The sequence below is a fragment of the Amycolatopsis mediterranei genome, assembly GCF_026017845.1.
Lineage (GTDB): Bacteria > Actinomycetota > Actinomycetes > Mycobacteriales > Pseudonocardiaceae > Amycolatopsis > Amycolatopsis mediterranei.
The window spans coordinates 8,192,651-8,211,812 of sequence record NZ_CP100416.1; the positions used below are offsets into that span (position 1 = coordinate 8,192,651).

Below are 19,162 nucleotides of genomic sequence, written 5' to 3' on the forward strand. Positions count from 1 at the left end.
AACCGGGGAGGGGACGATGACTCGACCGAGCTCACAAGAGATCACCGCCGAGGACGCCGAGCGGCTGCGCAAGCTGCACGATGCGAGGCAGCTCTTCGGCGGCGACTGGATGACGGCGATCTTGCTGGCGTTGAAGAGCGGCCCGAAGCACTACACCGAACTGCTCGGCATGGTCGGCACGCTGAACCACGCCGCGGCGGCGAACAACTGGTCCGGACGGCCGCGGGTGCTGCACGCCAGCGTGCTGACGCGCACGTTGAAGACCATGACGGCCGACCGCCTCATAATCCGCGATCAGGAGCCCGGGGTGTTCCCGCCATCGGTCGTCTACTCGCTGGCGCCGGCGACCCGGGAGGCGCTCGACGCCATGCAGCCGCTGGCCGATTGGGTCAGCAGGCACCCGGACATCGTCGACCAGGCACGCCATCGCCGTCGCGATGACTCGGACGGCGCTCGCCGCTCGGCCTGATGCCGATTGGCGTCCCATTGCCTCGGTCTGTCGCGGATCCGGCCCGAGGTGCCATTCGCTCGTAACACGAAGATCGCTCCGGGCGACAGCTTCATCGACGGTGATTTTGTGGAGCGTGCACCATGCCTACTAGCGAGGCTTCAGCGGGTGAGAGTCGATCGCGACCTCCCGATACTGACGTGGAAGTGAACGATCCGACGATCTACGCAGTCTCCCGCGCGTTCGAAAGCGTGTGGCCGAGAGAGCAGGAACGGGTTCGCAGGAGCTTCCTGCTCCTTCTGCCGCGCGGCTATCAGGCCGGCGTGATCCTGGAACCGGCAGCCGCCACCGAGTACCTCCGCAATGTGTGCAGTCGGCTGGAGGCCGAGGCGCGGGTACGCGCGCAGATCTACTCTCCGGCCGGTTGGCTTTGGTATTTCCGCCGGATTTCCCGCGAGTACTTCGCCGGCCACCTGTCTACCACCGCACCTGCCGACCACGGCTTGGCCGAAACACTCACCGGCCTGTCAGACAAGACGGACGACATGCAGCGAGGTTTCGTCGACGGAGCCGTGGTGTATCCGACGGACGAGATCGCTTTAAGGCCTGTCGCACGGATGGCATCACTCGCGGTCGCCATGTCCCAGTGCCACGCCTGGATACGGCGCGCTGGGAAGGGCACCAGGTTCACTGTCCACGTTGACCGGCTCCCAGAGCCGGTCGGAGATCCCCTACTTGAGGATTCGATCGAGCAGTATGACGAGCGCGTGGCCGAGGATCCCGGCGGCACCTGGCTGCAAGGACTTCGTTCACTTGATCGAAGCGTCCCCTCGATGGGCCTTCTCCTCACCGTGGCGAGTCTGCCGGGTCTCTGGCCGGTCGTACCGAGTTGGCTCGGTCAGCCCACGGACAGCATTCCAGCCCAGGTCAGAGGGCAGTTCGTCTTTTGGCCGACCTCACTGGACGACCTCCGCCGGGCGCTCGACCGGGTCGCCGACGACACTCGCCAGTGGTGGCCCGACGCTTTGCCCAGCCTGGTCCTCCTGCTGCAAGGTCTGATGTACGTGCTCGTGCGGGACGGTTTCCACATGGGCGTCGGAGTTCCCAAGGTCGGTTACACGACACTGCCACGCGAGGGGCTGATCAGAGCGCTCGATTGGAAACTGGAGTTGTCCAGAGGAGACCTCGAAGCAATGTTTCGGGGCAGTGTTCCGCGAACTGGCGAGGAGGCCCTCGCGAGGATAAGTGAGATCGGCCCGGTGTGCTGGCCCTTCCAGCCTGGCCCGGTCCTCCGCGCCGGCGGTCAGCAGGTCGTGGTGGACCTCCACGCTGCCACGCAGAGATTGGTGCACATGGTCACCATGCCCCGCGACCTCGGCGGGGATGTCGTCAACGTCATCTCGGATGAATTCGAACTCTTCGTCCAGGACGCTCTGGATCGAAGCAGCTGGCGTCCGACGGAGAGAATGGCAACACTGCGGGGCCGTGACCTGAAGTTGACCTCGAAGAAGTTGACCGATGTCGACGCGATCGGCCAGCATGGCCGAGCCCTTCTCCTGGTCAGCTGCAAGAACATGCCACATACCGAGCGGTACGCCGCCGGCGAGTACTCCGTCGTCCGGAACGTTGAGCAACGCCTGAACGAGGCCGTTCGGCAGTGGGACCAGGTGATCGCGACGGTGCGACGACATCCGGTGGGCGACAATTATGACTTCAGCGCCTTCGACGAAATCCTCGGTGTGGTCGTGACACCCCACGTGATGTTTTCCAGAGCGCCCGAAACGACAGCGATCGTAAAGGGCGAGCTCCGCAAAGCGGTAGGGCTTGGCGAGCTTCTTCGGTTCGTCAAGAGCAGATCTCGCCTTGCCGGTTCATAGCTGGGCCAGCGTGGCGCCCGCGAACGCGACCACGATCATCGACGGTCCCATCGGCACCTGGCCCTCGCGGAACGAGTACCGGCGAAGCAGGACGCCAACGACTCCCGCCACGGCCGTGAGGATGTACGCCGCAAGGAAGCCGCCGAGGACCCATGCCCAACCGAACCAGCCGAGCAGGATGCCGACGCTGGGAGTGAGCTTGACGTCGCCCGGACCCGGCTGGCCGGTCACCAGATAGGAAACCAGCAGCGCCGCGCCCCAGACCGCGCCACCGGCGAGGGCTCGCAAACCACTTCCGACGTCGTGCCCGGCGATCGCGGCACCGACGGCCGCCAAGATGCTCGCGCCGCACAGCGGCAGACTGAGCCGGTCCGGGATGCGGTGCTCGACGGCGTCGACCGCCGCGGCCGGGATCCCCAGGACGACGAAAGCCGCGCCCAACGCGATCGCGTCCGGCCTCCAGAGCGCAACCAGTGCCCCGGCAGCCACGACAACAACGGCGATCTCCAGGACGAACCAGCGCTGCAATCTCCTGCGGGTCGACCGGCGCAGAAGGCGAACGATCAGCGGGGTGAGCGCCAGCGACGCGACCAGCCCGATGGCAAGCCGAACCATCCCCGCCATCCGGCACCCCACCCCATGATCAGAAGATCCGAGATGATCATCTTAGGCGCCGGGCGACGAGATCGCCCGAGCTTCACCTTCCGCAGGCTGAGGCCACGCGACTGGCGGGTAGGCCGTCAGGAGCTCCAGTGACGTCCTCGTCGAGGACGTGGAGCTCGAACCGCACGGTGTCGTAGCCGCCGGCCTCCCACGCGAGGTCGCTGTCGCCGATGCGCCACTCCCGGCCGGTAGCTCGTTCCCTCAGCAACCACGCCACAGCGACCTCCTGACACAGCGATCCCGACCTCGGCGCGACGAACCTATCAGACGAGTAGAACGTGCGTTCGATGGCGACGCAGTGCGGGCGGGCCCGGCCAGCCCCGGAACCCGCCCGCTTTACCTTTGACTACTTCGTGACGGTGGTCAGGAAAGCCGACCAGCCGGCGTCCGACACGACGAAGAACCCGCCCTGCGGGTCCTTCGAGTCACGGACCGCAGCGCTGTCGCCGAGGATCGCCACCTCGACGCATTCATTGCCACCTTCGCCGCTGTAGCTACTCTTCCGCCACACCGCCTCCGGCAGTTGCGTCTCGTCCAACGTCTGTCTCCAGTCTTTTGATCACCCGGCCGCTCCGATGATCTCCGTCAGCAGTTCACGCGATTCGGCCGGCTCCTCCGCCGACGTCCAGAGTTCTTCGAAGGCTTCGACGTACGGCTGGACCTCGGTGTCCTGCTCAAGGTATACGCCAGCCCGCAGCAGCTCGATGTAGCCGATGTCCGGCTCACTGTCGTCGAAGCTCAGGACGGTGAAGGGATAGCCCATCGCGCGATAGGCGCCGTTCTCGCTCTTCAGGAACCGGATGTCGACGTTGGGCACCTCCATGAGGTCGGCGATTCGCCGGAGCTGTTCGAGCCAGGCTTCGCGACCGCCGACCTGGAGTCTGAGCACCGCTTCAGTCAGCACGCACCGGACGCGAAGCGGTGCCTCGTCCTGCAACCGAGCCTGGCGCCGGATGCGCGCCTGCACTCGCTCTTCGCGGCGTTCGTCGTCGGGCGCGGAGCCCAGCATCGAGATGGCCCTGGCGTAGTCCTCGGTCTGGAACAGCCCGGGCACGACATCGATCTTGAAGATCCGCGCCTCACTGGCCTCGGACTCGAGTGCCACATACTCGCGCACGTCCGCGGCGAACGCCTCGGCGGAGATCTGGTCCAGCCAGCGGGAACTCTGCGCGGCCTGCGCGTCGCGGAACAGCGCGTCGCGTTCCTCGGCAGGGCGACCGAAGTGCAGGGCGAGCGTCATGACGTCGGCCGGCGTGATCGGCAGCTTGGCGGTCTCGATCCGCGACTGCTTCGCGTTCGACCAGCCGACCGCCTTCGCGACCTCCATCTGATCCTGACCACTCGCAGTACGCCAGGCAAGGATCGTTCGCGCGATTCGCCGCATGCGAACTCCAGCGGTCTTCGCCTTGGTCTCGTCGGCCACGGACACCTCTCTCGATCGGTCGGCGTCGAGCCTACGACAGCACGTCCAAGTTGCACGGTAACCCAAACGAGTGGCTATGTAAATTTGCAGAGCCAAGTACTTGCATGACACGCAAATTTACGCGATCGTGCTCACAGCACTAATCCACAGGCGACGCCTGCCCACGACAGGCGGCGGAGCAAGGGCCTTCCCCGACAGGGCCTTATCCCGCATCTCCGCCGCCGCACCACCGCCTCGGGAGGGACCCATGAACAGCCCGGATGAGTGGGGCCAACTGCCCCTGGCGTGGGAGCGCGCCAGCGGCGCGATCGCAGTTTCGCGCGAGCGCGGCTGGGAGTGGACGGGTCGTCCGCCCGGTTCGGCCGAACCCGAGGAACTGATCGGCCGACGAGCTGCGGGCACCCACGACGACGTCGTGGTTATCGAGGCCGCCAAGAACCCGATGCAGGCGATCGGCGCGAGGTTCGCGCCGGGCGACTGGGGCAAGCACGGCAGCTTCCCGATTCGAGGACCGATCACGGGAGCACCCGATGAGGTTCTGTTCGAGGTACTGGACTGGGCCGATGAGGACGCGCGGTGAGTCCGACGACCCGCCCTAAGTTGACCAGCCGGCAACGGTACGCCCTTGCCGCCGCCGCGCAAGACTCCGACGGCGGCACGCGCGTCCGCGCGGAAGCCGTGCAGCGTTGGTACGACGGCGAATCGCAGGCGGGCATGGCAGCACGTGCGAACGTGTCAACCACGACGATTCGGCGGTGGGTAAGCGATTTTGCGAAAACCGGCACAGTCCTGGCCGGTCCGGGACGTCAGGCCGAGTCCTCGACGCTTCACTCACCGCGAGGAACCGTCGTCGCCCTCGCGACACACCAGTTCCTGGCCGCACTCGCGACCGAGTTGCGAGCGGCACGGAGGATGCGCGGCTGGTCCAGAACCGACCTCCTCACCGCGTGCGGCGTCGGCTACAGCTCGGCCGTCCTCGGTCACTGGGAGCGCGGCAGCCGCGCAATGCCCGTCGTCGCGTTCGCGATCCTCTGCTGTGGCTTGGGAATCGATCCCGGGGAGGTGATCCGGCGATGCTACGACGAATCGTTTGGCCAAGTCCGTGGGCTTCCGCGGTGAGCGGCTTCCTCCCCGGCACCGTGGAGACTGGAGTGAAACCACGGGCGAGGAGGAAGCCGCCGGTGCCGGGCGATGCTGGGCCCGGCACTCCGACCGTAGCGAAGAGGCGCCCCGTTCCGCCTGGATGTCACCGACCTGGGGCAACCCGCAGAGTTACGTCCGCTCTCGCCGATCCACGAGGTGGTGAACGACGGTGCCGTCGACGGAGATCGCCTGGCCGTCCGAAGCGGACCTGCGGGTTGCCGAGCACCACGAATTCGTTCTGCTGTGCCGAATCCTCGTCGGGCTCCGCCGACTGTCCGGTTCAGACGGACCACCAGTACGATCCGGGGTTGGCATGACGCGCGCCACGCAGAAGCTGGTCGAGGTCCTCCTGACCGTCGAAGCTCGGATCGCCGTGCTCAGGACCCAGCTGACGGACGGTACGGCGACACCGGGCCAACAACGCGAATTCGCGGACAAGGTCGAGGAAGTGGTCGACCTGCTCCGCACCCGCGCCGACGACATCGATGCCGGGATCGTCGCGGCACCGAGCCATCTCCTGCGCACGGAATGAGAACCTCCATGTCCGAACTCAAGGTCTACCCGGCACTGCTGCTCCTCGGCCACGCCCTGCGCGAACTGCGCATCAAGCACGACGTCAGCCTGCGCACTATGGCTCGGCGGCTGGGCTTCAACCCCTCGATTCTTTCGGCGTGGGAAACAGGCCTACGCCGGCCTCCGGCGGAGGCTTTGGGGTACATCCTGGGGCATCTGCGGGTCAGGCCGCCGGCGTACCGCTTACTCGTGCAGATCCACGAGCAGGGCGACCGCTTGAACTGCGTCGAACGACTGGCTCCGGATACTCCCAGTTTGGAGCCCGCTTACGAGCAGCTCGCGGCTCGCAAGTTCGAGTGGGCACCCCACAGCGTCCCGAAGTTCTTGCGGACACCGGACTACATCCGGGCCGAGCTGCAGTGCCGCGACGTTCCGTCCGACGACATCGACCAAGCGATCTTCGCGCAGCAAGTCCGGGAAATCGACCGGCCGAAGCACTTCCCTAGCGTCATACTCGTGAGCGAAGCCGCCTGGCCTTCCGATACGGATCTGCCGCGGCTGGAGAACGTCACGGCGGGGATCGTCCCTACGAGCACTTCGGAGCCCGGGACGATCGACGCGTTCACCATCTACGAAACCGACTCCGGATTCGCCACCGTTGTCTTGCGACACGAGCACGCCCGCATCTACCTCGGCGACCCCGAGATCGTGAAGGGCTATCGCTCGGCATTCGACCGGTTGCAGCGTGAGGTGTCACGATGAGCGCAGTGATCTACGTGGACCCGCAGGCGGTCCATCCGGTGATCAACGGTGAGTGGCATCGCCTTGCCGGAGTGCTGCGGCCAGGGCAAGAGTTCACCACACTCTGCGGAATTTCGGACATTGCGACTTTCCTGCCGTTGAGCGAACGCCGAACGCGCGAGGTTCCCCGGCAGTGCGACAGCTGTGATGTGACGTACCGACGCGACCACGGCATCCCGTTGCAGCAGGACCGGCTCCGCGGTGCGGACCTACGCGGCAGGCGACAGCAAGCCATGAAGGCGTTGTAGCGCAAGGCGTCCGGCTTTGGCGATGACTTGGAGGTGCCCATGCTCGGCAGCGCGGACAGGCCGCTGGAGCTGGTGGGGCAGCCATCGTTGCCCGGCGGTTGCGATGGCCGAGGCCAGAGCCTCCTCCGCACCGGCCTGTTCGCCTGTCGCGGCAAGGATTTCGCCGGTGGTCACCTGCTCGATCACCTGCCACTGCGGCGCGGCGGGCTCCCCCATGACCGTGTTCAGGACGTCGAGAGCGTCGTGCGGCCGATCCAGGGCGAGGAGTCCACGCGTGGATCTCGCTCAGCGTGAAGGGGTTGAGCAGCAGTTCGCTGCCAGTCCCCGCGCCGAGCCACTGCCGGCAGCCTTCGATGGCTTCGGTGAACTGTTCGGCAATCCCGCGTCGCCTGCGGCTCGGGCGAGCAGCGCGGACGCCGCGCCTTGCCCGGCGGGAGTCGCGGACAAGGCGACGGCACTCTCCAACCGGGCGGCAGCGGCTCGGACGCGACCGGCTTTGCGCAGTTCGTTGCCGTGCATCCGCAAAGTACCCGCCAGGAAGCGGTCATCGTCCAGGTGCTGCGCCAAGACGAGAGCCTTGCCGGTCCAGGCCACGGCACTGGGAAGGCGCTCCTCGGGCAACACGGTGCCGAGGGAAACGCCGAGGGCCAGGCGCGCGGAGGCGAGCAGGTACAAGGTCTCGCGCTCGAGGCGTCCTTCGGCTGCCCGGGCTTCGAGCCGGGCGGCCAGCGGCCACAGGTCGTTGACGGCTTCGACCACCCAACCGGACTGGCGCGCGATCTCGGCCAGCCGGATCACGCTGTCACCGAACTGCACGAGCGCCGCGAAGTCGGCGTCGTCCGCGTCGGTGACCCCGAACAGGTGGAACGGAAGGCGGAGAGCGCACGCGATGTGCCGGTGCCCGGGCGACGTCCCCGGCGTGCGCCTGCGGGTCGTGGGGAAAGGCTGGTGGTCGCGGCTCGGCAGGCCGGACAGACCGTGGCACGGGCGTAGCGGCTCAAGGCCGTCCCGCAGCGTTCGCAACCGGCCATGATCGCTACCGGGCCGGTTGCAGAACGCGGAGCCGGTCGAACCAGGTGGCGATGGAGCGTTTGTACCCGTTGGGCATGCGCAGGCCAGGAACCTCGTGCTCGGCGAACTCGCCGATCCGGCTGTGCTCGTGGCTGACTACCGGCGCTGCGTTCGAGGGAGACGTGCAGCCGTACGTCACGATGAACACGTCCTTGTTGGCGACGGCGATGTGGTACACCCAGGCGTCGAGGATTCCCATGACGTCGACCGGCAATCCGGACTCCTCGGTGATTTCCCGCGCGACGCACTGCTCAGGGGTCTCGCCGGCTTCGATCCGGCCGCCCGGCAGTTCCCATTCGTCGCGTTCGTTGTGCACCAGCAGCACCCGGTCGTCCCGGATCAGCACTCCCTTGATCGACACCGGGTACCCGGTCTCCGCCACCGACACCAGCCTCCCGCCCTCCACGCGCTCCGTGTCACCGACCGTAGCAGCGCGACCCGGTCATCAGCGCTGTCACGGGGTTGACGATCTGTCAGTGGACGCCGCCGACCTGGACCGGTGTGCTGGTCGAACTCACAGTGCCTACAACCGGAGGAGGGTGCCAGCATGTCCGTGACCACGCTGTCGGAATGCCGCGTCAACGTCGGTGCGGCGGGCGGCGTCGGCGAGCTGGCCGCCGTGCTGGCCCGCGATGGTGTCGCCCTGTTCGACGGCGTGCACACGGAACAGCAGCTGCTGCAGCTGACGGTCCGCCTCGGCCGGCTCGTGCCCCACCGCGACAGCACCAGCTCAGGGCTTACGGTGATCACCGACCGCGGGAGCGCCCGCCCGCCGGTGGGGAGGGCAGGGTTCAGCCGGCACGCGCTCGCCGTGCACACCGACTGTTCTGACCTGCCGCAGCCTCCGCTACTGGTGGCCATGACCTGTGTCCGCCCCGCCGACCGCGGCGGTGACTGCTCCTGGCCGACGGCCGCGCGGTTCACGACGAGCTGGCCACGAACGCCCCCGAGGCGATAGCCGACCTGTCGGCCCGGCGCGGCGCCTACTTCGGCGGCGCGGCCGGAGTCGTCGGCAACGTCTTCGAACCCGGCCACCGCGGCCTGGTCGGCATCCGGCTCCGCCGCGACGAGTTGGCCCGGTTCGCGCCGCACACTCAACGCCGGCTCGCCGTTCTCGCTCAGACCATCGACCGCCACACCATCGTCCTCCCGACGAATGTCGGCAGCGGCTACGTCGTCAACAACCGCCGCTGGCTGCACGGTCGCACCGCCTTCGCCGGCCCGCGGACGATGTGCCGAGCCCTCGTCGACCCCCGACCGGAGTGGCGCATCCCGGCCGGCTTCACTCCGGGGGCTGTGTCATGACGAGCGTCGCCGCGCCCTACTGGGTGTCCGAGCTGTCGGAAATCGTCGGCGAGCTCCAGCGCGGCAAGTGGATGATCGCGCGCTGGGAAGACCTCGGCCCGGACGAAGACCTCGCCCACTGGCAGGCGACCGTACGCGAGGCGTGCACCGCCGACATCGACCCGGTGTTCATCGACGTCCGCCGCCGCAGCCTCACCATCGTGCTCAACGCCGCCCTCCCCGCACCGGACGACGAGCAGATCCACCTCTCCATCGCCGCCATCGAGAACAGCCGCTTCACCGGCCGCTCGATCCGGGCGAAGCACAAGCCCATCGGCCGGCATTGACGGCGAAGACCGTCCGAAGCTTGGACGTGTCACCGCCCTGACAGCAACGCGGAACGACTGCGCACCGGACCGTCCGGAAGCGGAGCCGTCCACCGGTACGACGGCGCCCGAGCCACCGCAGCCGCCACCAGCGTGCGGCCGAAGCCGAGTCGCCGGTAGTCGGTGGCGACGTGGACATAGTCGAGCGTGGCTGTTCGGCACCTCCCGCACGGGCTCGCCGTCACCTCGCCGACCTCGGTGCCGTCGAGGTGGAGTTCGATCCGTCCGGCCAGCGTTCCCGCGGCCGGCGGATGGGCGACCAGGACGAGACCACCGGTCGGCGCCACGTCGGGCGCGTGCTGGACCGTGACGTCCAGGTGCGCCCACTCGGCGAGGCGCCGAGCCCCACGCTCGCAAGCTTCTTGACCTCGGCACACCTCGCACAGCCAGCCGTGCAACTGGTAACCCTGGCTGAAGGGCGCAAGCTTGTCGTAGAGATCCAAGTTGAACCAGTGGCCACGCAAGCACAAGTCGATCTTCTTGACCGCTGGCCGGACCGGAACCAGCGCACCGAACTCACCGCACGCTCCCGACCGGACGGCTTCACCAACCTGGTCGATCATCGAGCACCTCGTGACGGTCTCGCCCAGTTCGAGCGCCACAGCTGCGCGCGGATCATCGGGCGACCTGCCGCAGCCCGCGGCCCGCGGGCGCCTCGATGGGGGCGACTGCACCGCCAGGGGCCTGGGAGTGCAGCGCCACGTTGCGCGGGCGAGCCGCAGCCCCGCGGCCGCGGCTGGTCGCGACGCCGTCACGGAACTCGAGGTGACCGAAACCGTCGTCGGTGAGACCGCGCCACCGGCGGTTCGACACACGCAGCTCCAGATCGGCTCCTGGCCACGGGCCCGCAGCGAGCAGTACTGCGCCTCGGTTGCGGACGCGTCCGGCCAGCGGGCGCGCCAGCTGCGGCGGCATTCCACGGGCGACGGCTGGGCCCAGGACGACCAGGTCGAACCCGTCGATCAACGCCGACAGCACCGCAGCGACCTCGGCCCCGGGATCGGGGACGAGCGCCAGCCGGCCGAGGTCGACGCCCAGTTCGGCGGCCGCCGCCACGCCGAGGTCCGGCATGCCGGTGACCGCCGCCCACGATCCTTCCTGGGTAGCCTCCGCGAGCAATGCGAGGACCAACGCGGTGGAACCTCCGACCGACATCGTGCTGCCGCGCCGCAGGCCGCCCGGCACCAGCCCGGCGAAGGCCGGCGTCACCGGTAGCGACCCGGCGGAAGCAGACGGATCCGAGCTCGGCTCGCCGAGCTGAGCGGCCGTGCGACGTCAGCAATCGCCGCCAGCCCGGCAACTGCTTCCGGTACCGCCACCACGCACCTCCAGCACCACGAACACGCGCCGGAGACGCCCGCGTGGGGAAGCCGCGAGCGGACCCGAACTCATCGAACACCTGCTCGGCTCCTGCGAGACGGTGCGGGACCTGTCAAGCCGAACGGATCCACGTCACCCTGCGGTGACCACGGCTGCAGCACTGAGCGCTCAAGCTCGTACTCCTGTCACCGATCAGCAGGAGGACTGTTCCAGGATCGGTGCTTCCGGCCCGACGGTCAGCGGGGCCGGGCTCTTGAAGAACGACAGGCGGCGGGTGCCGAAGTGGTACAGGAGCGCACCGAACCGCTCCGGCCGGATGGCCACCCGACGTCAGTAGACATCGCACATCCCGTCGATCGAGGCCTGCTCCACCAGCAGCTCCTCGACCAACGCCGGAGTCCTCCCGAGACGAGACGGCGACATCGGTCCGGGCCGGTGACTCAGCGGTCTTCTCAGTCATCGTGGCTCCCATGGCACGTAGTCGGTCTTGACACGCTGCGATGAATACGGACCGGCACTCAGATGTCCGAACGCAGGCTCAATGGCGTTTCAGCAGTCGCTTGGCGATCACGTTGCGCTGCACCTCACTGGTGCCCTCGCCGATCTCCAGGATCTTCGCGTCGGCGTAGAACCGGGAAATCGCCGATTCCCGCATGTAGCCGTAGCCGCCGTGGATCTGGACGCTCGCGCTCGCCGCGCGGTTGGCGACCTCCGAGGCGTACAGCTTCGCCATCGCGGCTTCCTGGCTGAACGGACGCCCCTGGTCACCGAGCCATGCCGCCCGGTAGACCAGGGCGCGCGCGGCCTCGATCTCCGTCGCCATGTCGGCCAGCTTGTGCGCCACCGCTTGGAAGCCACTCAGTGGACGGCCGAACTGCTGCCGATCGGTCGCGTGCCGCAGCGCCAGGTCGAGGGACGCCTGGGCCAGCGAGAGCCCGAGCGCGGCCACGCTGATCCGGCCCGCGTCGAGGACCTCGAGGAACTGGCGCAGGCCGTTGCCTTCCTCGCCGATGAGGTGGTCGCCGGGCAGCCGGACGTCGGTGAAGACCAGCTCGCGGGTGTCCATCGCGTGCCAGCCGAGCTTGCGCAGCGGCTGCCCCTTCTCGTAGCCGGGCGTGCCGTCCGGGATGAAGAACGTGCCGAAGCGCCTCTTATCGCCGTCGCCGGTCACGGCCAGCACCGTGACACCGAGACTCATCTCGGTACCGGCGTTGCTGATGAACATCTTCGTGCCGTTGAGCACCCAGCCGTCGCCGTCGCGGCGGGCCCGGGTGCGGATGCTCGCGGCGTCGGAGCCCGCGGTCGGTTCGGTCAGGCCGAACGCGCCGATGTTCTGCCCCGTCGCCAGCGGTACCAGCCAGCGCTGCTTCTGCTCCTCGGTGCCGAACGTGGCGAGCGGCAGCGACGCGATCGTCGAGTGCGCGTTCCACGCCGAGGCCACGGACTGGTCGGCCGCCCCGAGGGCCTCCATCGCCGCGACGTAGGAGACGAATCCGGCGTTCGCGCCGCCGTAGGCCTCGTCGACCAGCATGCCCATCAGGCCGAGCTCACCCAAGGTGCGGAAGACCTTCGCCGGGAAGTGGGCCCGCTCTGACCAGTCCGCCGCGTACGGCTCGATCTCCTTGGCCGCGAAGTCGCGGACCAGCCGCTGGACGGCGACGGCGTCCTCGGGCAGGTCGAAATCCATCAAAGCTCCTTCGGGGTCAGCAGGATCTTCAGGTGCGCGCCGCGGTCCGCGTCGAGTTCGGCGAAAGCGGCCAAACCCTCGGAAAGCGGATAGGTGCCGGTGTGCAGCGCACCTGGGTCGAACCGCTTCTCGGCGATCAGGTCCAGCACCCGGGGGATGTCGTAGTTGTAGCCGAGTGAGCCGATCACGGTCCGCTCGAACGGCACGATCTGCGTGATCGGCAGTGACGCGGCTCCTCCGCTGATCCCGGCGAGCACCACGCGTCCGCCACGACGAACCGTGGTGACCGCCAGCTCGACCAGCGACGGCAGCCCGGTCGCCTCGATCACGACGTCCGGGCCGACTCGGCCGGTGCGCAGGAACACCTCGCGCCGCACGTCGGCCGAGGTGGGGTCGAAGACTTCGGACGCGCCCAGCCGGGCGGCACGCTCGGCTCGCGCGTGCACCGGTTCGCTGACGTGGACGCCCGCCGCGCCGGCCAGCTTGGCCGCGAACAGCGCGGCGATGCCGATCGGTCCCGCGCCCAGGATGAGGACGTTGTCCCCCGGCTGGACCGTGCCGCGGCGCACCGCGTGCAGCCCGACGGCCAGCGGCTCGGCCAGTGCGGCCAGGTCGTCCGGAACGGCGTCGGGGATCCGGACGAGCCCCTCGACCGGCACGGTGACGTAAGGCGCAAAAGCCCCGTCCGCGGCCAATCCGACGGAACCGCCCTTCGCGCAGATGTGGTACTCGCCGTGCCGGCACCACCGGCAGACCCCGCAGCGCAGGCAGGGGTCGACGACCACGCGCGTGCCGACGTCGATCCCGGGCACGGGACTGCCCAGGGCGGTCACCCGGCCGCTGAACTCGTGTCCCAGGGTCACCGGCGGCTCGTGCCCGGTCAGCGGGTGCGGGCCGGTCCGGATGAGGTTGGGGCCGTGCCGGAACTCGTGCAGGTCCGTGCCGCAGATGCCGCTGTAGGCGACTTCGACGACGGCCTGACCCGGTCCGGGCGGGCCGGGTTCCTCGACTTCGTCGAGCCGCAGATCCCCTCTTCCGTGCCACCGCAGGGCCCGCATGCCCATCGCTTCCCCTCGACGCTTGTAATTTAGTCCGAACGGTACAAGAATCGTGGTTCCTCGCCGAATGTCAAGGGGCGAGGGCGGTACCACGAGCAGACAAGGCAAGGACGCGATGACTGCCACTGTTGCCACCGAGCTTTCCGCGGATCCGACGGCGCTCTTCGAGCTGTACCGGCGAATGCGCTTGATCCGGCAGTTCGAAGACCGGGCGTCGCGGCTGTACCGCACCAACGAGATCCCCGGTTTCCTGCACTTGTCCATCGGCCAGGAGGCATCCGCGGTAGGTGCTTGCTGGCCCCTCGACGACCGCGATGTCGTGACCTCGACCCACCGCGGGCACGGGCACTGCATCGCCAAAGGCCTCGACGTCACCGGCATGTTCGCCGAGCTGATGGGCCGGCGCACCGGAACCTGCCAGGGCCGCGGCGGCTCGATGCACATCGCCGACCCCCGCAAGGGGATCTTCGGGGCGAACGGGATCGTCGCGGCAGGCCTGCCCATCGCGACCGGAGCCGCCACCGCCGCGCAGCTGCGGGGACGCGGCGGAGTCGTGCTTGCGTTCTTCGGCGACGGCGCGGTCGCGCAGGGCATGTTCCACGAGGCCGTCAACCTGGCCGCGGTGTGGCAGCTGCCGGTGATCTTCTGCTGTGAGAACAACCACTACGCCGAGTTCTCGGCCGCCGCGGACCAGCACCGCGCGACGCTGGCCGACCGCGCCCGTGGTTACGGCGTCGAATACGCCCACGTGGACGGCAATGACGTCGTGGCGGTCGCCGACACAGTGACCGCACTCGTCGCCGACCTGCGTGCGGGTGCCGGACCGGTACTGCTGGAGGCCGAGACCTACCGCTGGCACGGACACTACGAGGGCGACCCCGAGCGCTACCGCGAGCCCGAGGAACTGGCCGCGTGGAAGGAACGCGACCCGCTGCCGCGGCTGGCCGCGCGGCTCGACCCCGGCCGGATCGCGGAGATCGACCACGAGATCGACATCCTGATCGAGAAGGCCGTCGCCGAGGCCAAGGCGGCCGAAGAACCCGCGCCGGAGACGCTGCACCACTACGTCGGTGTGCCTCGCGAGCCGGTGGCCGAGCCGCCGGAGCCGACCGGCGAGATCTTCCGCACGATGGACGCCGTCCACGAGGCGCTGGACTACGAACTCGGCTCCGACGAGGGCGTCTTCGTCGCCGGGATCGACGTCGGTGCCGGAGGCAACGTCTTCGGCCTGACCCGCGGGCTCGCGGAGAAGTACCCGGGACGCGTGCGCGACACTCCCATCTCCGAAAGCGCGGTCGTCGGTGTCGGCGTGGGCGCCGCGATGGCCGGGATGCGGCCGGTGGTCGAGCTGATGTACATGGACTTCATCGGCGTCTGCCTGGACCAGCTGATGAACCAAGCCGCGAAGCTGCGCTTCATGACCGGCGGCGCGGTGACCCTCCCGCTGGTGGTGCGCACGCAGTTCGGCGCGGGCAAGTCATCGGGCAGCCAGCACTCGCAGAGCCTGGAGGCGCTGCTGGCGCACATCCCCGGGCTCACCGTCGTAATGCCCTCGACACCGGCCGACACCTACGGGCTGCTGCGGGCCGCGATCCGCGACCCCAATCCCGTCGTGTTCGTCGAGAACCGGCTGCTTTACGGCCGGAAAGGACCGCGACCGGAGCCGGGGCACCTGATCCCCCTGGGGAAGGCCGCGATCCGCCGGGAGGGCACCGACGTCACGCTGGTCTCGTACTCGAAGCTGGTGCACGACTGCGTGACGGTCGCGGAGCAGCTGGCCGGCGAGGGCATCAGCGTGGAGGTCATCGACCTGCGGACCATCGCACCGCTGGACGCCGAGACCGTCCTGCGCTCGCTGGCCAAGACTGGCCGGCTCGTCATCGCGCACCAGGCCGTCGAACAGTTCGGGGTCGGGGCGGAACTGGCCGCGCTCGCCGCGGACGAGGGCTTCTGGACGCTCGATGCCCCGGTGATCCGCGTCGGCGCGGCTGCGACGCCGGCGCCGTATGCGCCCTCGCTGGAACGCGAGTGGCTGCCGAGTCCGGACCGCATCGCCGCCGCGGTGCGCCGGTCGGCGGCCGCCTGATCGGACCTTGTCAGCCTGGCGCCCGGCACATAGGGTCGGCGCGCGATCGTTTCCTAGACCGAACGGTACAACCCGTTGGTGCACAGCACGTTTCTCCAGAAGGAGGGCTGATGTACAACTTCGCCGGCGTCGTCGAGCACAACGCGGCCCACCACCCCGACCAGGTCGTGCTCTCCCAGGGAGAGCGAAGGCTCACCGGCCACGAGCTCGACGAGCGCGTCAACGCGCTGGCGGCCGGTCTGCGCGACCTCGGCGTCGGCCCGGGCGACATCGTCGCACTGCTGCTCTACAACCACCTCGAATTCCTCGAGGCGGTCTTCGCGCTCAACCGGCTCGGCGCGGCGTTCCTGCCCCTGAACTACCGCCTCTCCCCAGTCGAGTGGGAGTTCATCCTCGGCCACGCGTCGGTGGTCGCGATCCTCACCGAGCCCGAATTCGCCGACGCGCTGCCCACTCAAGGCCTGAAGCACCGCATCCTGCTCGGCGAGCGCAAACCCGGCTGGCAGTCCTACGACGACCTCGTCACCGCCCACCACGGTGATCGGGTCCCGCTCGCCGACGTCGGCGCCCACGATCTGCAGCGGCTCATGTACACCTCCGGCACGACGTCGCGGCCGAAGGGTGTGCCGATCACGCACCACAACCTGCTGTTCAAGAACCTCGCGCACATCGTCGAGTTCGGCCTCGGCCGGGACGACCGCACGCTCGTCTGCGGTCCGCTCTACCACGTCGGCGGCCTCGACCTGCCCGGCCTCGGAACCCTGCACGCGGGCGGCAGCCTCCACCTGGTGCGCAAGTTCGACGCGGCCGAGGTCGTGGATCTGATCGAGCGCGAACGGCCGACCAACATCTGGCTCGCGCCGTCGATGATGAACGCCATCCTGCAGCTGCCCGGCCTGCGCGAACGGGACACCTCCTCGCTGCGGTTCATCATCGGCGGCGGCGAGAAGATGCCGGTGCCCCTGGTCCAGCGGATCCAGGAGGCGTTCCCGACCGCGTGGTTCGCCGATGCGTACGGGCTCACGGAGACCGTCGCGGGCGACACGTTCAACGACGCCGACCACGTGCTGCGCAAGGTGGGCTCGGTCGGGCGGCCGGTGCAGCACCTGCGGGTCCGCATCGTCGACGAGCACGACGCCGAGGTCCCGACCGGACAGCTCGGCGAGATCACCCTCGCCGGCCCGAAGGTCTTCTCCGGCTATTGGCGCGACGAAGAAGCCACCACCAAGGCCATCCGGGACGGGTGGTTCCACACCGGAGACGTCGGCCGGCTCGATGAGGACGGCTACCTCTACGTCGAGGACCGCAAGAAGGACATGATCGTCTCGGGCGGCGAGAACATCGCCACTCCCGAGGTCGAGCGCGTGCTGTACGAGCACCCGGACGTCGTCGAGGCCGCAGTGGTCGGGCTGCCGCACGAGCGCTGGGGTGAGGTGCCGCAAGCGTTCGTCGTGGCTCGGCCCGGCTCCGGCCTGGACGCCGTGACGCTGGTCGCGCACTGCCGTGAGCGGCTGGCGAAATTCAAGGTGCCGGCCGAGATCCGCTTCGTCGACGAGCTGCCGCGGACGCCGTCGGGCAAGGTGCTGAAGCGGGACCTGCGGACGGCGAACGCATGAAGGAATTCGATCTCACCGGCCGGACGGCGTGGGTCACCGGCGCGGGCAAGGGACTCGGCCGCGCCATGGCCACGGCGCTGGCCGCGGCCGGCGCACAGGTCGCCGTCACCTCCCGTACCGAGGCGGATCTGACCGCGCTGGCCGCGGAACTGGGTGACGACACCGTGGTTCTCCCCGGCTCGGTGGACGAGCCGGGGTTCGCCGAGGAGTGCGTCGAGCGGATCGGAAAGCTGGACGTCCTCGTCAACTGCGCCGGCATCAGCCCGACCTTCCGCCGCAGCGAGAAGGTCTCGGAAGACGACTGGCACCGGGTGCTCCGGGTCAACCTGGACGGTACGTTCTTCTGTGCCCGCGCGGCGGGCAACCGGATGCTGGCCCAGGGCTCGGGCAGCATCGTCAACGTGTCCTCGGTCCACGCCACGACCGGCTTCGACCGGATCGCCGCGTACGCCGCCAGCAAGGGCGGAGTCGAGGCACTGACCCGGGTCCTCGCGGTCGAATGGGCGGACCGCGGCGTGCGCGTCAATTCCCTGGCTCCCGGCTACTTCGCGACCGACCTGTCGCACGGGCTCATCAGCAGTTCCTGGGGCGAGGTCGTGCGGCGCGCCATCCCGCAGGGCCGGATCGGAGACGCGAGCGAGCTGGCGGGCGCGGTCGTCTTCCTGGCCAGCGACGCGTCTTCGTACGTCACCGGGAGCACCCTGTTCGTCGACGGCGGTTGGACGGCGCAATGAACGTCACCCTCACCCCTCATCCCGACGAGGAACGCCTCGCCGTCCTGCGCATCGACCGGCCGCCGGTGAACGCCTTGAGCCAGTCCATGTGGGACGCCCTGCTGAAGGTCGGTGCACAGCTGCACGACGCCGCCAGCCCGTACCGGGCGGTGGTGATCGCCGGCGGCCGGCACTTCGCAGTGGGTGCGGACGTCAAGGAGATGCTTCCGCTGACGCCGGCCGAGTTCAGCACCCGCAACCGGGTCCTGCAACGCGCCTTCCACCTGGTGGCGACCGCGCCCCAGGTGACCGTCGCGGCCATCACTGGCTACGCCCTCGGCGGCGGCTGCGAGCTGGCGCTGGCCGCGGACTTCCGGGTGGCCGGCCGCGGTGCCGTGCTGGGCTTGCCCGAGATCACCCTCGGCATCATGCCCGGCTCGGGCGGCACACAACGGCTCGGCCGGATCGTCGGCCACGCGCGAGCCAAGGACCTCATCCTCTCCGGCCGGCAGATCCGGGCGGCCGAGGCACTGGAGATCGGCTTGGTCCACCACGTCACCGAGGACGAGACCGTGTACGCCGCAGCTGTCGAACGAGCGCTGGCGTACGCCCGGGGCCCGATCGCGCTGCGGTACGCCAAGCAAGCTCTCGACGCCGACCTGCCCATCGATGCGGGGCTCGCACTCGAGGCCCACCTCATCACCGCCTGTTTCGCGAGCGAGGACGGGCAGCACGGGCTCCGCAGCTTCGTCGAGAACGGGCCCGGCAAAGCGACTTGGTGACGGGAGCCGCCGCCCCGCTCGCCGGGCCGGCGGCTCCCGTGGC

The 19,162-nt window shown here is 68.9% G+C and carries 26 protein-coding genes; 15 read left to right on the plus strand and 11 right to left on the minus strand.

What is annotated here, in order from left to right; translation table 11 throughout:
• The first annotated feature begins 16 nt into the window (after positions 1–16).
• Both ISP_RS36740 and ISP_RS36745 read left to right on the plus strand, forming a co-directional pair.
• Positions 17–469, plus strand: coding sequence for a winged helix-turn-helix transcriptional regulator (locus ISP_RS36740; RefSeq protein ID WP_013228868.1), 453 nt, complete (start codon positions 17–19; stop codon positions 467–469).
• 185 nt (positions 470–654) lie between these two features.
• On the plus strand, positions 655–2,325 hold the full coding sequence (locus ISP_RS36745; RefSeq protein WP_014868666.1) for a hypothetical protein: 1,671 nt from the start codon (positions 655–657) through the stop codon (positions 2,323–2,325).
• On the opposite strand, the gene ISP_RS36750 is transcribed toward ISP_RS36745, so the two are convergent.
• The 3 genes from ISP_RS36750 to ISP_RS36760 all read right to left on the minus strand — a co-directional run bounded on the left by ISP_RS36750 (position 2,320) and on the right by ISP_RS36760 (position 4,411).
• Positions 2,320–2,949, minus strand: coding sequence for a prepilin peptidase (locus ISP_RS36750; protein WP_014467563.1), 630 nt, complete (start codon positions 2,947–2,949; stop codon positions 2,320–2,322). The genes ISP_RS36745 and ISP_RS36750 overlap by 6 nt on opposite strands.
• Positions 2,950–3,334: 385 nt before the next feature.
• Positions 3,335–3,526, minus strand: a complete 192-nt coding sequence (locus ISP_RS36755; protein WP_013228870.1) for a DUF397 domain-containing protein — start codon at positions 3,524–3,526, stop codon at positions 3,335–3,337.
• A 21-nt stretch (positions 3,527–3,547) separates the two neighbouring features.
• Positions 3,548–4,411 (minus strand): helix-turn-helix domain-containing protein, encoded by an 864-nt coding sequence (locus ISP_RS36760; RefSeq protein ID WP_265049877.1) that lies wholly within the window; start codon positions 4,409–4,411, stop codon positions 3,548–3,550.
• A 247-nt stretch (positions 4,412–4,658) separates the two neighbouring features.
• Between ISP_RS36760 and ISP_RS36765 the strand changes: the two genes are divergently transcribed.
• The 6 genes from ISP_RS36765 to ISP_RS36790 all read left to right on the plus strand — a co-directional run bounded on the left by ISP_RS36765 (position 4,659) and on the right by ISP_RS36790 (position 7,410).
• Complete coding sequence (locus ISP_RS36765; RefSeq protein ID WP_013228872.1) at positions 4,659–4,991, plus strand: hypothetical protein; 333 nt, start codon at positions 4,659–4,661, stop codon at positions 4,989–4,991.
• Positions 4,988–5,530, plus strand: a complete 543-nt coding sequence (locus ISP_RS36770) for a helix-turn-helix domain-containing protein (protein WP_013228873.1) — start codon at positions 4,988–4,990, stop codon at positions 5,528–5,530. Before ISP_RS36765 ends, ISP_RS36770 begins: the two co-directional genes overlap by 4 nt.
• 193 nt (positions 5,531–5,723) lie before the next feature.
• Positions 5,724–6,086 (plus strand): hypothetical protein, encoded by a 363-nt coding sequence (locus ISP_RS36775; protein ID WP_230468509.1) that lies wholly within the window; start codon positions 5,724–5,726, stop codon positions 6,084–6,086.
• A gap of 8 nt (positions 6,087–6,094) precedes the next feature.
• A complete protein-coding gene (locus tag ISP_RS36780) occupies positions 6,095–6,829 on the plus strand; it encodes a Scr1 family TA system antitoxin-like transcriptional regulator (protein WP_013228875.1) in 735 nt (244 codons plus the stop codon).
• Positions 6,826–7,116, plus strand: coding sequence for a hypothetical protein (locus ISP_RS36785; protein WP_014467565.1), 291 nt, complete (start codon positions 6,826–6,828; stop codon positions 7,114–7,116). The genes ISP_RS36780 and ISP_RS36785 overlap by 4 nt, the downstream gene beginning before the upstream one ends.
• 39 nt (positions 7,117–7,155) lie before the next feature.
• Positions 7,156–7,410 carry a hypothetical protein gene (locus ISP_RS36790; RefSeq protein WP_014467566.1) on the plus strand — a complete coding sequence of 85 codons (255 nt, stop codon included), beginning with the start codon at positions 7,156–7,158 and terminating at the stop codon, positions 7,408–7,410.
• On the opposite strand, the gene ISP_RS36795 is transcribed toward ISP_RS36790, so the two are convergent.
• Positions 7,402–8,139, minus strand: a complete 738-nt coding sequence (locus ISP_RS36795) for a hypothetical protein (protein ID WP_013228877.1) — start codon at positions 8,137–8,139, stop codon at positions 7,402–7,404. The genes ISP_RS36790 and ISP_RS36795 overlap by 9 nt on opposite strands.
• Positions 8,140–8,152: 13 nt before the next feature.
• Entirely contained in the window at positions 8,153–8,569 is a 417-nt protein-coding gene (locus ISP_RS36800; protein WP_230468510.1) for an NUDIX hydrolase, read from the minus strand.
• Positions 8,570–8,734: 165 nt separating this feature from the next.
• On the opposite strand from ISP_RS36800, the gene ISP_RS36805 reads away from it, so the two are divergent.
• Genes ISP_RS36805 through ISP_RS36810 form a run of 3 tightly spaced genes read left to right on the plus strand, consistent with a single transcriptional unit; the run spans position 8,735 to position 9,818 of the window.
• Positions 8,735–9,145 (plus strand): TauD/TfdA family dioxygenase, encoded by a 411-nt coding sequence (locus ISP_RS36805; protein WP_013228879.1) that lies wholly within the window; start codon positions 8,735–8,737, stop codon positions 9,143–9,145.
• Entirely contained in the window at positions 9,142–9,492 is a 351-nt protein-coding gene (locus tag ISP_RS48420; protein WP_350601856.1) for a TauD/TfdA family dioxygenase, read from the plus strand. The genes ISP_RS36805 and ISP_RS48420 overlap by 4 nt, the downstream gene beginning before the upstream one ends.
• The gene (locus ISP_RS36810) at positions 9,489–9,818 is read left to right on the plus strand and encodes a hypothetical protein (RefSeq protein ID WP_013228880.1); all 330 of its coding nucleotides are present in this window, start codon (positions 9,489–9,491) and stop codon (positions 9,816–9,818) included. Before ISP_RS48420 ends, ISP_RS36810 begins: the two co-directional genes overlap by 4 nt.
• A gap of 29 nt (positions 9,819–9,847) precedes the next feature.
• Here the strand turns inward: ISP_RS36810 and ISP_RS36815 are convergent, their stop codons facing one another.
• The 6 genes from ISP_RS36815 to ISP_RS36840 form a co-directional block, all read right to left on the minus strand.
• The gene (locus tag ISP_RS36815) at positions 9,848–10,459 is read right to left on the minus strand and encodes a GNAT family N-acetyltransferase (protein ID WP_014467568.1); all 612 of its coding nucleotides are present in this window, start codon (positions 10,457–10,459) and stop codon (positions 9,848–9,850) included.
• A 13-nt stretch (positions 10,460–10,472) separates the two neighbouring features.
• Positions 10,473–11,066 carry a hypothetical protein gene (locus tag ISP_RS36820; RefSeq protein WP_013228881.1) on the minus strand — a complete coding sequence of 198 codons (594 nt, stop codon included), beginning with the start codon at positions 11,064–11,066 and terminating at the stop codon, positions 10,473–10,475.
• 303 nt (positions 11,067–11,369) lie between these two features.
• Positions 11,370–11,501, minus strand: coding sequence for a mycofactocin biosynthesis chaperone MftB (gene mftB, locus ISP_RS36825; protein WP_014467569.1), 132 nt, complete (start codon positions 11,499–11,501; stop codon positions 11,370–11,372).
• A 6-nt stretch (positions 11,502–11,507) separates the two neighbouring features.
• The gene (gene mftA, locus ISP_RS36830; RefSeq protein WP_063606962.1) at positions 11,508–11,600 is read right to left on the minus strand and encodes a mycofactocin precursor MftA; all 93 of its coding nucleotides are present in this window, start codon (positions 11,598–11,600) and stop codon (positions 11,508–11,510) included.
• A gap of 115 nt (positions 11,601–11,715) precedes the next feature.
• Positions 11,716–12,864: an acyl-CoA dehydrogenase family protein gene (locus ISP_RS36835; RefSeq protein ID WP_013228882.1), complete on the minus strand. Its 1,149-nt coding sequence runs from the start codon at positions 12,862–12,864 to the stop codon at positions 11,716–11,718.
• Complete coding sequence (locus tag ISP_RS36840; protein WP_013228883.1) at positions 12,864–13,928, minus strand: 2,3-butanediol dehydrogenase; 1,065 nt, start codon at positions 13,926–13,928, stop codon at positions 12,864–12,866. Before ISP_RS36840 ends, ISP_RS36835 begins: the two co-directional genes overlap by 1 nt.
• Positions 13,929–14,037: 109 nt before the next feature.
• Between ISP_RS36840 and ISP_RS36845 the strand changes: the two genes are divergently transcribed.
• The 4 genes from ISP_RS36845 to ISP_RS36860 all read left to right on the plus strand — a co-directional run bounded on the left by ISP_RS36845 (position 14,038) and on the right by ISP_RS36860 (position 19,119).
• Positions 14,038–16,008 (plus strand): alpha-ketoacid dehydrogenase subunit alpha/beta, encoded by a 1,971-nt coding sequence (locus ISP_RS36845; protein WP_013228884.1) that lies wholly within the window; start codon positions 14,038–14,040, stop codon positions 16,006–16,008.
• Between the two features lie 110 nt (positions 16,009–16,118).
• Positions 16,119–17,624 (plus strand): acyl-CoA synthetase, encoded by a 1,506-nt coding sequence (locus ISP_RS36850; protein ID WP_013228885.1) that lies wholly within the window; start codon positions 16,119–16,121, stop codon positions 17,622–17,624.
• Complete coding sequence (locus tag ISP_RS36855) at positions 17,621–18,358, plus strand: SDR family NAD(P)-dependent oxidoreductase (RefSeq protein ID WP_013228886.1); 738 nt, start codon at positions 17,621–17,623, stop codon at positions 18,356–18,358. The genes ISP_RS36850 and ISP_RS36855 overlap by 4 nt, the downstream gene beginning before the upstream one ends.
• Entirely contained in the window at positions 18,355–19,119 is a 765-nt protein-coding gene (locus ISP_RS36860; RefSeq protein WP_013228887.1) for an enoyl-CoA hydratase/isomerase family protein, read from the plus strand. The genes ISP_RS36855 and ISP_RS36860 overlap by 4 nt, the downstream gene beginning before the upstream one ends.
• The last annotated feature ends 43 nt before the right edge of the window (positions 19,120–19,162 follow it).